The organism is Pandoraea anapnoica (genome assembly GCF_902459765.1).
In the GTDB taxonomy this organism is placed as follows: domain Bacteria; phylum Pseudomonadota; class Gammaproteobacteria; order Burkholderiales; family Burkholderiaceae; genus Pandoraea; species Pandoraea anapnoica.
In genome coordinates this window covers 23,125-36,676 of record NZ_CABPSP010000008.1, presented here as the reverse complement: position 1 = coordinate 36,676, position 13,552 = coordinate 23,125, and the positions used below count along the sequence as shown (strand labels likewise).

The window sequence follows — 13,552 nt, the reverse complement described above, 5'->3', positions numbered from 1 at the left end:
TTAACTATACGATTTCATTCCGAGAGCGGCAACTCGCGCACTCGAAACTTCAAAAACAAAGCAGTCATCCGTACATGCAGTGCCGGCGTTTCCGGTGGTGCACCCGGCGTCCGTCTTCGGCGGTTGGCGAAGCGGGCTTCGGGCGATGTCACGCACCGGACTTCGCAGGTTCATCGCTGACAAAAGTGACAGGAGACGCCATGGAGACAACACCTTCCCCGCTGCGGCGGCAACTCATGCTCGGCGCCGCATCGGCGCTGGTCACCGGTGGTCTGGCCAGCCCTTGGGGCGGCGCATTCGCGCAAACCGGCCCACTCAAGATTTCCCATCAATTCCCCGGCGGCACGCTGACCGAAGGCGATTTTCGCGACCGTTTGTGCCGCAAGTTCGCTCAGGAAGTCGAAAAGCGGACCAACGGCGCACTGAAGTTCCAGGTCTATCCGGGCAGCTCGCTCATGAAGACCAACGCACAGTTCTCGGCGTTGCGTCGCGGGGCGCTCGACCTCTCGCTCTATCCGCTGCCGTACGCGGGCGGCGAAGTCAGGGAACTGAACATTGGATTGATGCCGGGTCTTGTGACTTCATATGCGCAGGGCAACGCCTGGCGCAACGGCGAGATCGGCAAGGTGCTGACCGATGTGCTCGCCGCGAAGGACATTGTGATCGTGAGTTGGGTCTGGCAGGCCGGGGGTGTGGCCAGCCGGTCCAAGCCGCTTGTCGCACCTGAGGACGCAAAGGGCCTGAAGGTGCGCGGCGGTAGCCGCGAGATGGACATGATGCTCAAGGAAGCGGGGGCTGCGGTCATCTCGCTGCCGTCGAACGAGCTGTACGCGGCCATGCAGACCGGCGCGATGGATGCGGCGATGACGTCCTCCACCAGCCTGATGTCGTTCCGTCTCGAAGAAGTCTCGAAGCATCTGACTACCGGCCGCAACAAGTCGTACTGGTTCATGCTGGAACCACTGCTCATGTCGAAGCAGGTCTTCGACAAGCTACCCCGCGATCAGCAGCAGGTCATTCTGCAAGTCGGGGCCGATCTGGAAGCGTTCGGCACGGAAGCGGCGAAGGCCGACGATGCGCAGATCGCGAGCGTCTACACGAAGGCCGGTGCGAAGGTCTACGACCTCGACGAGGCGACCGTGACGAAGTGGCGCGACATTGCCCGGCGCACCGCGTGGAAGGATTACGCGAGCAAGTCGGATACGTGCGCGAAGCTGCTCGCGCTGGCCGAGAAGGTGCCTGCATGAGCGGGGCCGTCGCGAGCGCGGAGCCGGCAGTCGCCCGTTCGCGTGCGTTGCGACGGCTCGACGCCCTCTTGCAGGGCGTGAGCCGCCTGCTCATGGTCGTGTGCATGTTCGCGCTCGTGGGGGCCGCGCTGGTGCTCAGCTACAGCGTGTTCGCGCGGCACGTACTCAAACTCGCGACCGACTGGCAGGACGAGGCCGCCGTGTTCCTGCTGGTCGGCGCGACCTTCGTGTCGGCCGCGCACGTGCAGCATCTGCGCGGGCACATCGGCATCGAAGCGATCACGACACTGCTTTCCCCGCGCGTGAATCGCGTGCGACGTTGGTTCGTCGACATTCTGACGTTCCTGTTCTGCACGTTCTTCGCGTGGAAGTCATGGACGCTCTTCTGGGAAGCCTATGTCGACGGTCAGACCAGCAGTTCGACATGGGGGCCGCCGCTGGCGATTCCTTACGGCCTGATGGCATTCGGCATGACGTTGCTCACCGTCCAGTTGTTGCTGCAAGTGGCCATCGGGGCGTGTGAGATGAGAGGCACCACGCAGCACGTCACGGGAGGGCGCGCATGAGCGAGCTCACGATCGGATTGCTCTACGGCGGCGCAACGCTCGTCGTCATGTTTTCGGGGATGCCCATCGCGTTCGCGCTGGGGGCTGTCGCAGTGGCGTTCATGTTCGGCTTCATGCCAGCGTCGTCGCTCGACACGGTGACGCAGAACGTCTACGAGGAGATGGCGAGCATCACGCTGCTGTCGATTCCGTTGTTCATCCTGAAGGGCGCGGCCATCGGCAAGTCGCGCGCGGGTCAGGATCTCTACCTTGCGCTGCACGCGTGGATGCGACGTATTCCGGGCGGGCTCGGCATCGCCAACGTCTTCGCCTGCGGGTTGTTTGCCGCCATGGCAGGGTCGAGTCCCGCGACGTGTTCCGCCATCGGCAGCGCCGGGATTCCGGAGATGCGTCAGCGCGGTTACTCGCCGGGGTTTGCGGCGGGCATCATCGCGGCGGGCGGTACGCTGGGTATCCTGCTGCCGCCGTCGATCACGATGATTCTCTATGCTGTGGCCGCCGAGCAGTCGCTGGGACGTCTGTTCCTCGCGGGCATCGTGCCGGCGCTGCTGCTCGTGGGGCTGTTCTCGTGCTACGCGGCCTGGCGTTATCGCAAGGAATACGCGAACGCGCAGTTGGCGCTGGCGCGCGACGGCACGCCGTCGCCGTTCCCAAGCGAGCCACCGGCCACGATGCGCGAGAAGCTGGCGCTGCTCCCGCGCGTGCTGCCGTTCGTCACGCTGCTCATCGGTGTGATGGCGGCGCTCTACGGCGGGTACGCAACGCCGTCGGAGACGGCCGGGCTGGGCGGGCTGCTGGCGCTCGCGCTCATCGCCGTGATCTACCGGATGTGGAAGCCGCGTCAACTCGCGCCGATTCTCACAGGGACGTTGCGCGAGTCGACCATGCTCATGTTCATCATCGGCATGTCGCTGCTTTACTCGTATGTGATGAGCTATCTGCACATCAGCCAGTCGGCCGCGCAATGGATCGTGGGGCTGCAACTGTCGCGCTGGGTGCTGCTCGCCGCCATTCTCTTGATGGTGGTCGTGCTGGGCTTCTTTCTGCCGCCGGTGAGCATCATCCTGATGACCGCGCCGATCATTCTGCCGCCGCTGCGCGCGGCCGGGTTCGATCTGGTGTGGTTCGGGGTGGTCATGACGATTGTCATGGAACTGGGATTGATTCACCCGCCAGTCGGACTCAACATCTTTGTGATCAAGAACACCGCGCCCGATATCGCATTGCGCGACATCGTCTGGGGTGTGATGCCTTTCGTCGTGTTGATGGTGGTGGCTGTCGTGCTCATTTGTCTGATGCCCGGTCTGTCGTTGTGGCTGCCGGACCGGCTGATGGGATGACGTGAGATCACGTGAGATGGCGGCAGCCGAACCGAGCCCCGTGCCTTGAGAGGAAACTATGAAGGATGAGCCGATCATGTCCGCAATGTCTGTGCCTGTAGCGCTGAATTCGTCAATGGCGGCGGCGTCTTCGTCGCCCTCGTCATCCGGACCCGGTCGCGGTGCGTCGGAGAGCGCGCCGGACGTGAGCGCGCCGGTGCCGTCGCCCAGGCCGACGCTCGGGGAGCGGCTCGGGCAGTGGTTCGGACGCGGCAAATCGGGCGGGCAGGGCGGTGCACCGAAAGACGGCAAGGACGGCAAGGGCGACGGCAAGATCGTCGCCGCACCGCTGTCGGCGCGGGCGGAGAACGCGTTGCGCCGACAGCTGGCGCAGTGCTTTTCAGCGCGTCTGACGGATTCTTCCGCCAACGAAGCTGCGCGCGAGTTCATGGCGCGCTATGGCACGGCGTCTGCCGAAGAGCAACTGGCGTTGCTCACCGTCGTGGCTGACATCTGCGCGAGCGATGGCGAAGTTGGGAGCGACGGCAAGGGCACGATCAAGGACAGTGGCAAGGACGCAAGTAAAGACGCGGCGAAGGATGCAGCGAAGGACGGCCGTCGCGCCACCAGCACGGCGACCGGTCTCGCCGGGGCGTTGGGGAGCGCGCGCGTGCGGTTCCTCAAGCGCTTTAACGCGCTGCCGGACGGTCTGCCGTTCCTCGTCAACTGGCGCGCCGACATGCTGCGTCATCGCGCAGTGTTGCCCGGACTGGCGGCGCTAGAAGAGGATCTGGGCAGCCTGTTCTCGACCTGGTTCGACGTCGGTCTGCTGGAACTGCATCCGATCACGTGGGATTCGCCTGCGTCGCTGCTCGAAAAGCTCATGCGCTACGAGGCCGTGCACGAGATTTCGTCGTGGGCCGATTTGCGCAACCGGCTCGATTCCGACCGCCGCTGCTACGCGTTCTTCCATCCCCGTATGTCGCGCGAACCGTTGATCTTCGTCGAGGTGGCGTTCGTGCCGGAGATGGCGGCCGACGTTCATTCGCTGCTCGACGAAAAAGCGCCGCTCGAAGACCTGCGGCGCGTGCGATGGGCGATCTTCTACTCGATCTCGAACACGCAGCCGGGCCTGCGCGGCGTGAGTTTCGGTAACTTCCTGCTCAAGCGTGTGATCGACGAGTTGCACGTCGACTTCCCGAAGCTGCGCAACTTCGCAACGCTCTCGCCGATTCCCGGCTTCAACGACTGGCTGCGGCAACTGTCGGCGCAAGCGCTTGTCGCGGCCCTCGGGCCGAAGCGTGTGAAGTTGCTTGCGCAGGAGCCGTCGCTGGCGGCGCAAGCGTCGGGGGCGCAGATGGTGGCGTGGTTGCAGGCGTCCCCCGATCGCAAGAGCGGGCAGGCGTTGCAGCGCACGTTGGGCGAAGCGCTGGCGGCGCACTACCTTGCTCGCGAGACCGTGCGCGGACAGCCGCGAGACCCCGTTGCGCGGTTCCATCTCGGCAATGGCGCGCGCGTGGAGCGTATCAACTGGCATGCTGACCTCTCTAAGAAGGGCGCGAAGCAGTCGTGCGGAATGATGGTGAATTATCTTTACGAGCCCGATGAACTCGACGCGACCCTGCAACGGCTCATCGACGGCGAGCCTGCGCTGGGGCGCGCGGTGTCGCGTCTTCTGTGACGACGGATAACCTCATGGAGACACGTGTGAACGAAGTAGTGGGCGAAGTGCTGCGCGACGACAGTCTGCTCGACGAAGGATTGGTGACGCTCACGCTTTCCAATCCCTCCAAGCTCAACGCCATCTCGGTGGCGATGTGGCGCGCTCTACGCGCGCATGTGCAGGCGCTTGACGACGACTCGCGTGTTCGCGCTATCGTCGTTCGTGGTGCGCAGGGCAACTTTGCCGCCGGGGCGGATATCGAGGAGTTTCCGGTCGAGCGCGGCAGCTATGACACGTTGCGTCGCTATCACGGCGAGATCATCGGACCGACGCTCGATGCGCTGGCGCGTTGCCGACACCCGAGCGTCGCGTTGATCGAGGGCGTTTGTGTGGGCGGAGGTATGGAGATTGCCACGCACTGCGATTTGCGCATTGCGGGGGAGGGGGCGCGATTCGGCGTGCCCATCAACAAACTCGGGTTTCCTATGGCGCCGGGCGAGTTGCGCGGCGTGCTGGCGTTGGCCGGTCGTGCGGCGACGCTAGAAATCCTGCTCGAAGGGCGGGTGTTCGGCGCGAGTGAGGCGCGCGAAAAAGGGCTGCTGACCCGCGTGGTCGACGACGAGGCGGTCGAGGAGGCAGGCTACACTTGCGCACGGCGCATCGCGGCCGGTGCACCGCTTGCCGCGCAGTTGAACAAGTGGCTGATTGCCCGACTCGCGCCGCCAGTGCCGCCGCTGTCCGAGGCGGAGTGGCAGCGAGCCTTCTCCTACTGGGACTCCCACGATCACCATGAAGGCGTGGCCGCGTTTCTCGAGAAGCGGCCGCCCGATTTCAGGGGGCGTTGAGCGTCTTGTGCGCCTTGTGCGCTTCGCCTTCTCTATGCAGTGTTTATCGACGTATTTCCCGTTCTGATTGATTTCCGGTTCTGTTTATGACGCAAGACGCCAACCTCTATCGACTCTTTGCCGAACGCTTCCCTGCGGATAAATCGGCGTGCGCCATCGAGACCCCCGAAGGGCTTTACTACAGTTGGGGCGATCTTGAGCACGCCAGCGCGCGCATCGCGAACCTGCTCGCGAGTCTGGATCTGACGCCGGGTGCCCGCGTTGCCGTGCAGGTCGAGAAGTCGCCCGAAGCGCTGTTGCTGTATCTCGCCACGTTGCGTGCCGGGTACGTCTATCTGCCGCTCAACACCGCGTATCGCGAGAGTGAGATCGCCTATTTCGTCGAGAATGCCGAGCCGGATGTGGTGGTGTGTAGTCCGTCGAACTTTGGCTGGGTCTCGAAGATTGCGTTCACGAACGGCGCGAAACATGTCTTCACGCTGGGCGACGACCGGACCGGCTCGCTGCTTGAACGCGCGGCGTGGTTCGGCGACACGTTCGACACGGTGCCGCGCGCACCCGACGATCTCGCGGCCATCCTCTATACCTCGGGGACCACGGGGCGCAGCAAGGGCGCGATGCTCTCGCACGGCAATCTCGCAAGCAACACGCGGGTGCTGCATGCGTTCTGGGGTTGGCGCGAACCTCAGTCGGAAGGAGGCGCCGACGTGCTGCTGCACGCGTTGCCGATCTTCCACGTGCACGGATTGTTCGTCGCAAGTCATGGGGCGCTCTATTCCGGCAGCAAGATGATCTGGCTGTCGAAGTTCGATGCGCGCGAAGTACTGCATCAACTGCCGAGGGCCACCGTATTCATGGGCGTGCCGACGTACTATGTGCGTCTGCTCGCCGAGCCGGGACTGAATCGCGAAGTGTGTCGTCATATGCGCCTGTTCATTTCGGGCTCGGCACCGCTGCTGCGCGAGACATTCGACGCGTTCAGCGAGCGCACGGGACACACGATTCTCGAGCGCTACGGCATGTCGGAGACGGTAATGCTCGTCTCGAATCCGTATCACGGCGACGCGGCGAAGGTGCGCCGTGCTGGCACCGTCGGCGTGCCGCTGCCGGACGTGACCGTGCGTGTGGTCGGCGACGACGGCCAGCCGAGTGCGCAAGGCGACATCGGGCACATTCAGGTAAAGGGGCCGAACGTCTTTGCGGGCTACTGGCGCATGCCGGAGAAGACGGCCGAGGAATTTACCGCAGACGGCTTCTTCAAGACAGGCGACGTGGGGAAGTTCGATGAGGATGGCTACGTGCACATCGTCGGCCGCTCGAAGGATCTCATCATCTCAGGCGGATACAACGTCTACCCGAAGGAAATCGAGGGCTTCATCGACGAGATGGACGGGGTGGCCGAGTCGGCCGTGATCGGCGTGCCGCACCCGGATTTCGGCGAAGCGGTGGTCGCGGTCATTGTGCCGCGCGCCGGGGCGCAGGCACCCGACGAGCGCGCTGTGATCGATGCACTCAAGCAGCGCATTGCCAACTTCAAGGTGCCTAAGCGTGTGCACGTCGTCGCGGAGCTGCCGCGCAATACGATGGGCAAGGTGCAGAAGAACCTGCTGCGCGACCGCTTCAAGTGAGTCGCGATCTGACGTCGCGAACGGGCACATAGGTCGCAAAAAATGCCGCCTCTGATTTTCAGAGGCGGCATTGCTTTTTGTGCTGTCCGCAGGTCTGCGGGACGGCGCTCTTACTTCATCTGCACCGTACCCGAAACCGTGACGGTCACTTGCGTCTTGCCGCCTTCGAGTTGCATCGGCGGGGCCGCGTCGGCGCTGGCGCTCATGGCCATCGCCTTCATCGCGTACGGACGCGGCATCATCGGCGCGTTCGAGCCAACCTGCACCTGACGGATCGTGTAGCCGCTGTAACCGAACGCCTTCACGTTGTTCTGCGCCTGATTGCGGAACGCCTGAATCGCCTGATTGGTCAGCTCGGCTTGCGTCTTCTCCTGCGCTTCACGCGAGAGCGAGAACGACACACCGTCCATCTGCATCTGGTCCGAAATCTGGCTCGCGAGACGCGACGCCGCGCCGAAATCCTTCGACGTCATTTGCAGTTCGGTACGACCGCGCCAGGCCGTGATCTTGCCGTCGCGGTTGGTCGTCGGATAGAGCGAGACGTTGCCGGTGTGCACGTCGACAGCGCTCTGGCTCTTGGCAACGGACATCGCCTTGTTCGCCTTCTGCGTGAGGTTGCGCGACACGGTGGCCGCATCGGGACCTTGCTCCTGTGCCGACATGGTGATGTGCACGGTGTCCTGTTCCACTTCCTTCGTGGCGTTCGCTTCAAGACCCAGCACGCCGGAAACCTGACGCGTCGATTCGTCGCCCGACTGGGCATACGCGGCGTTGGCGGCAGTCGCAATCAGAAGAGCAGCAGCGAGAGACTTGCGCATAGTGTTGTCCTTTTTCGAATGTGAGTTCGCATCTTGGCGGCGAACGTTTGACCGGTTGACGCCACATCGCTAGCGAGTGGGTCCGCACTATGCGTGTGGCGGCAACGTTATACAGACGCTATCGCAACAATTTTGGTTCCCTTGGGATCCTTTTCCTAAATCAAGCTCTAAGTAAGTGCTTGCTAATGAATTTCCAATGTTCGGGGGACACCGGGGTGATCGAGAGACGGTTGCCGCGTGCGAGTACGAGCATGCCGTCGAGTTCGGGCGTTTCACGCATTTCCGTCAACGGCACGAGCCGTGTTTTGCGATCGAGCTTGACGTCGACAAGCAGCCAGCGCGGTGCGTCGGGCCGTGATTTGGGATCGAAGTAGGGACTCTTTGGGTCGAATTGCGTGGGATCGGGATACGCTTTGGAAGCAACCGTGGCGAGTCCGGCAATGCCGGGTACTGCGCAGCTCGAATGGTAGAAGAGCACGCCGTCGCCCACTTGCATGTCGTCGCGCATGAAGTTGCGCGCCTGATAGTTGCGAACGCCGGTCCATGGAAGGGTTTGCTGCCGGGCGCTGGCGAGGTCGTCGATGCTCGCCTCTTCGGGTTCGGACTTCATCAACCAGTAGCGTTGGGTCATGAGGTGTCGGTGTTCGGGGTGGCGCGGTACGGCTGGCATTGTGAAGACATCGTGCAGTAAGACGACGCATCTGTCATCGAATGTTTGCCGCACTGCGATATTGGGCCAATTCCTATACTATGCTTTTGTAACCTTCGCGTGACGTTTCATGTACATGTTCAACCGCCTATGCCGATAGGAGCGTGAGTCATGGCAGCAGAGCCGTCTGTTCGCAGCAACGCGTTCATCTTCTATTCCCTTGCCACGGTGTCGTTCATCGAGACCAGTGTCCCCGAGTTTGTCTCCACGCTCAACCAGATGTATGGCGACGACGACGAGATGCGCACGTGGCTTCAAGACACCTGGCTGCCCGAGGAAGTCGAGCACGGGCGACTCGCGAAAGACTATATCGCCCGTGTATGGCCGGAGTTCGACTGGTCTCAGGCTTACGAGGCGTTTCTGGCGCGCTACAAGCCACGCTGCGACGTGCAGTACATGCGCCCGTCGCTGGCGCTCGAAGCGTTGTCGCGGTGCGTCACGGAGACGCAGACGGCCATGATCTACCGCTGCCTCGAATCGTATATGCCGGTCGAGGAGCTCAAGCAGATGATGCATAAGCTGAGCAGCGAGGAAGTGGGCCACTACCGTTATTTCCGCAAGACCTTCGACCGATACAACGCGGTGGAGCAGCACGGGGTCATCAGCCGGTTGCGCACGATGGTGGCGCGCAGCGAACTGGTGCGCGACGAAGACATCGCGTTTGCCTTCGAGCCGCTCAACCGATTCTGGCGCACGCCGCCGCCGTTTGAGACGATGACATGGGATGCCTTCCTTGAGAAGTCGGGCGACGTCATGAAGCAGTACATGCCGGTGGAGGCCGCCACGCGCATGATGTTCAAGCCGCTGGAGACCGGATCGTGGTGGCGCGACCGTCCGGTCAAGGCGCTGATGGCGTTCATGGTCAGGCGCCAATACCCACAGTTGGGGAGCGAGGCCTGAGGTCGTTGGCGCACCGGCGCGCGGCACATCGTTTGATCCGGCTACCTGATCGTTATCGAAGGACGAAAAAAAACCCCGCCGAGGCGGGGTTTTTTCGTTGCCGGTAGAGCGTATTACTTGCTCGTGCCGACGACTTCGACTTCCACGCGACGATCCGGTGCGAGGCAAGCCTTGAGCTTGGCGTTAACCGGGCCCTTGCAATCGGTCGTAACCGGGTTACGCTTGCCCTTGCCTTCCGTGTACACGCGGTTGGCTTCGACGCCCTTGCTGACCAGGTAAGCCTTCACAGCTTGAGCGCGGCGCAGCGACAGACGGTCGTTGTACTTGTCCGAACCGATGCGGTCCGTGTAGCCCGTAGCAACCACGACTTCCAGGTTCAGAGCCTGAACCTTGCCAGCCAGGTCGTCCAGCTTCTGCTTGCCGGCCGGCTTCAGGACAGCCTTGTCGAAGTCGAACAGTGCGTCAGCTTGGTACGTGACCTTTTGCGAAACCGGAGCGACCGGAGCGACCGGGGTCGGTGCCGGAGCTGCGACTTGAGCGATGATCGAACCGTCGCACTTGGCGTTGGCCGTAGCCGGGGTCCAGTACGCATCGCGCCAGCACAGTTCGTCCGAGCCGTTCTTCCAAACCCACTCGCCGCTGCCGTTCACCCAGTTGTCGTTGACGGCTTGCTTCGAGGCCGCAATCGGGCCCGGAGCGGTCTGGACGTAGTTTTGGGCCATAGCCGAAGCAGCCATCACTGCGGTAGCTGCAACGATCGCGAGCTTAGCGAATTTATTCATATTTCTCCTCTCGAAATGAGATTACCGCAGGTTTACTGCGAGCCTAGACGACAGAACCAAAGTCTTACATCGCTCGAAGTATAACATCGGCAAATGCGCGAAAGCATGGCCCATGCACTTCGAATAATGTCTAACTTATGCCACGGCATTTTGCCATAGCGATTCGGACGCTCGCGAGAAAAACCCCAGCTTTGCCGCCCGTCGTGGCGCAGTTGTGGTTTGAGCGCAACACCTTTTGAGGCCCCTCGCCAACCGTTTCATTTCTTTCCCTTGTTTGACGTTTTGGCGTGCCAGACGTCTCTTGTGCATCGCATCACGCTCGTTTCGGATGCCTATGACGGGCATGTTAGAATCGCATGATCATATCGCCGGCAGCCGCCTATCGCGATTAGGGCTTGATAGACACGGATAATGGATCAGTTCGCCAAAGAAACTCTCCCGATTTCGCTCGAAGAAGAAATGCGGCGGTCGTACCTCGATTACGCCATGAGCGTGATCGTCGGCCGCGCTTTGCCGGATGTGCGCGATGGCCTGAAGCCAGTTCACCGCCGCGCGTTGTTCGCCATGCACGAACTGAACAACGACTGGAACCGGGCTTACAAGAAGTCCGCGCGTATTGTCGGTGACGTCATCGGTAAGTACCACCCGCACGGCGACGCCTCTGTATACGACACCATCGTTCGCATGGCGCAGCCTTTCTCGCTGCGCTACATGCTGGTCGACGGCCAGGGTAACTTCGGTTCGGTCGACGGCGACAACGCCGCAGCCATGCGATACACCGAAGTTCGTATGGCCAAGATCGGCCACGAGTTGCTTGCCGACATCGACAAGGAAACAGTCGACTTCGGACCGAACTACGACGGCAGCGAAAAGGAACCGCTGATCCTGCCCGCGCGCATCCCGAACCTGCTGCTCAACGGTTCGTCGGGCATCGCCGTGGGTATGGCAACCAACATCCCGCCGCACAACCTCAACGAAGTCGTCGAGGGTTGCCTATATGTATTGAAGAACCCGGAAGCGACCATCGACGAACTGATCGAGATCATTCCGGCGCCGGACTTCCCGACCGCCGGCATCATCTATGGCATTTCGGGCGTGCGCGAAGGTTATCGCACCGGCCGTGGCCGTGTGGTGATGCGTGCCAAGACGCACTTCGAAGACATTGATCGCGGCCAGCGCGTGGCGATCATCGTCGACGAGCTGCCGTACCAGGTTAACAAGCGCTCACTGCTCGAGCGGATTGCCGAACTTGTCAACGAAAAGCGTCTGGAAGGTATTTCCGACATTCGCGACGAGTCCGACAAGAGCGGTATGCGTGTCGTGATCGAACTCAAGCGTGGCGAAGTACCCGAGGTTGTCCTGAACAACCTGTATAAGCACACGCAGTTGCAAGACACGTTCGGCATGAACATGGTGGCGCTGGTCGACGGCCAGCCAAAGCTGCTGAATCTGCGCGAAATGCTGGTGCACTTCCTGGCGCACCGCCGCGAAGTGATTACTCGCCGCACTGTCTATGAACTGCGTCGTGCCCGCGAGCGCGGCCACGTGCTCGAAGGTCTGGCGGTAGCACTCGCTAACATCGACGACTTCATCGCGATCATCAAGGCAGCGCCGACGCCGCCGATCGCGAAGGCGGCGTTGATGGAGAAGTCGTGGGATTCGTCGGTCGTGCGCGAGATGCTGGCGCGCGCCGAGACGGAAACGCAGGGTGGCCTGGCGGCCTACCGTCCGGAAGGACTCGACGTTACCGTGGGCGTGCAGCCGGATGGGCTGTACCGCTTGTCGGAAACGCAGGCGCAGGAAATTCTGCAGATGCGTCTGCAACGCCTGACCGGTCTGGAGCAGGACAAGATCGTTTCCGAGTACAAGGAAGTGATGGCGCAAATCGCCGACCTGCTCGACATTCTGGCTAGCCCGCCGCGTGTGACGGCCATCATCAGCGAAGAGCTGACCGCCGTGCGCGCCGAGTTCGGCGACGCCCGCCGCTCGACCATCGAACACAACGCAACCGAACTCGATACCGAAGATCTCATCACGCCGCAGGACATGGTCGTGACGTTGTCGCATTCGGGTTACATCAAGTCGATGCCGCTGTCCGAGTACCGTGCGCAGAAGCGTGGCGGTCGCGGCAAGCAGGCGGCAGCCACGAAGGACGACGACTGGATCGATACGCTGTTCATCGCGAACACGCACGACACGATCCTGTGCTTCTCGAACCGTGGCCGCGTCTACTGGATCAAGGTTTATGAAGTGCCGCAGGGTTCGCGGAACTCGCGTGGCCGTCCGATCGTCAATATGTTCCCGTTGCAGGAAGGCGAAAAGATCAACGTGGTGCTGCCGGTCAAGGAGTACACGGAAGATCGCTTCGTGTTCATGGCAACGAGCTTGGGCACGGTCAAGAAGACGCCGCTCGCGGCCTTCAGCCGTCCGCTCAAGAAGGGCATCATCGCGGTGAACCTCGACGACGGCGACGTGCTGATCGGCGCAGCGATTACCGACGGCGCCCACGACGTCATGTTGTTCTCCGACGCAGGCAAGGCTGTGCGCTTCGACGAGAACGACGTGCGTCCGATGGGTCGCGAGGCGCGTGGCGTTCGTGGCATGCAGCTCGAAGACGGTCAGACCGTGATTGCACTGCTGGTCGCCGAGAACGAGCAGCAGTCGGTGCTGACGGCGACTTTGAACGGCTACGGCAAGCGCACGTCGATCACGGAATATACCCGCCACGGCCGTGGCACTAAGGGTATGATTGCGATCCAGACGAGCGAGCGCAACGGCCGGGTGGTTGCGGCGACGCTGGTCGATCCGGATGACGAGATCATGCTGATCACGACCGGCGGGGTGCTGATTCGCACGCGCGTCTCCGAGATTCGCGAAATGGGTCGCGCCACGCAAGGAGTGACGCTGATCAGCCTGGACGAAGGGACGACGCTCTCGGGTTTGCAACGCATCGTTGAGTCCGACGCGGAAGTCGCCGAAAATGGCGATGCGCAAGGCGACGATGAGACGCCGGAAGCGGATGTCACGGAGTAATACCGGCGTAACTCGATGTAATCTAGGGGTGCATTGCCCCAA

The 13,552-nt window shown here is 62.2% G+C and carries 11 protein-coding genes; 8 read left to right on the top strand and 3 right to left on the bottom strand.

Annotated elements, in window-relative coordinates:
* The first annotated feature begins 200 nt into the window (after window positions 1-200).
* The 6 genes from dctP to PAN31117_RS14075 all read left to right on the top strand — a co-directional run bounded on the left by dctP (window position 201) and on the right by PAN31117_RS14075 (window position 7,268).
* Window positions 201-1,247: a TRAP transporter substrate-binding protein DctP gene (gene dctP, locus PAN31117_RS14100; protein WP_150738731.1), complete on the top strand. Its 1,047-nt coding sequence runs from the start codon at window positions 201-203 to the stop codon at window positions 1,245-1,247.
* Window positions 1,244-1,813: a TRAP transporter small permease gene (locus tag PAN31117_RS14095; RefSeq protein ID WP_150738730.1), complete on the top strand. Its 570-nt coding sequence runs from the start codon at window positions 1,244-1,246 to the stop codon at window positions 1,811-1,813. Before dctP ends, PAN31117_RS14095 begins: the two co-directional genes overlap by 4 nt.
* A complete protein-coding gene (locus PAN31117_RS14090; RefSeq protein WP_150738729.1) occupies window positions 1,810-3,153 on the top strand; it encodes a TRAP transporter large permease in 1,344 nt (447 codons plus the stop codon). Before PAN31117_RS14095 ends, PAN31117_RS14090 begins: the two co-directional genes overlap by 4 nt.
* A 76-nt stretch (window positions 3,154-3,229) precedes the next feature.
* Window positions 3,230-4,813 carry a malonyl-CoA decarboxylase domain-containing protein gene (locus PAN31117_RS14085; protein ID WP_246189081.1) on the top strand — a complete coding sequence of 528 codons (1,584 nt, stop codon included), beginning with the start codon at window positions 3,230-3,232 and terminating at the stop codon, window positions 4,811-4,813.
* A gap of 26 nt (window positions 4,814-4,839) precedes the next feature.
* Window positions 4,840-5,640: an enoyl-CoA hydratase/isomerase family protein gene (locus tag PAN31117_RS14080; RefSeq protein WP_246189080.1), complete on the top strand. Its 801-nt coding sequence runs from the start codon at window positions 4,840-4,842 to the stop codon at window positions 5,638-5,640.
* 86 nt (window positions 5,641-5,726) lie between these two features.
* Window positions 5,727-7,268: a malonate--CoA ligase gene (locus PAN31117_RS14075; RefSeq protein ID WP_150738727.1), complete on the top strand. Its 1,542-nt coding sequence runs from the start codon at window positions 5,727-5,729 to the stop codon at window positions 7,266-7,268.
* A gap of 110 nt (window positions 7,269-7,378) precedes the next feature.
* Here PAN31117_RS14075 and PAN31117_RS14070 read toward each other — a convergent pair whose 3' ends face one another.
* Both PAN31117_RS14070 and PAN31117_RS14065 read right to left on the bottom strand, forming a co-directional pair.
* Window positions 7,379-8,086, bottom strand: coding sequence for an SIMPL domain-containing protein (locus tag PAN31117_RS14070; RefSeq protein ID WP_150665133.1), 708 nt, complete (start codon window positions 8,084-8,086; stop codon window positions 7,379-7,381).
* A 160-nt stretch (window positions 8,087-8,246) separates the two neighbouring features.
* Window positions 8,247-8,717, bottom strand: a complete 471-nt coding sequence (locus tag PAN31117_RS14065; RefSeq protein ID WP_150738726.1) for an EVE domain-containing protein — start codon at window positions 8,715-8,717, stop codon at window positions 8,247-8,249.
* A gap of 189 nt (window positions 8,718-8,906) precedes the next feature.
* On the opposite strand from PAN31117_RS14065, the gene PAN31117_RS14060 reads away from it, so the two are divergent.
* Entirely contained in the window at window positions 8,907-9,695 is a 789-nt protein-coding gene (locus PAN31117_RS14060; protein WP_150738725.1) for a hypothetical protein, read from the top strand.
* Window positions 9,696-9,808: 113 nt separating this feature from the next.
* Here PAN31117_RS14060 and ompA read toward each other — a convergent pair whose 3' ends face one another.
* Entirely contained in the window at window positions 9,809-10,477 is a 669-nt protein-coding gene (gene ompA / locus PAN31117_RS14055) for an outer membrane protein OmpA (RefSeq protein ID WP_039400094.1), read from the bottom strand.
* Window positions 10,478-10,888: 411 nt separating this feature from the next.
* Here ompA and gyrA point away from each other — a divergent pair, with 411 nt between their 5' ends.
* Entirely contained in the window at window positions 10,889-13,510 is a 2,622-nt protein-coding gene (gyrA, locus tag PAN31117_RS14050) for a DNA gyrase subunit A (protein ID WP_150738724.1), read from the top strand.
* Window positions 13,511-13,552 lie beyond the last annotated feature (42 nt).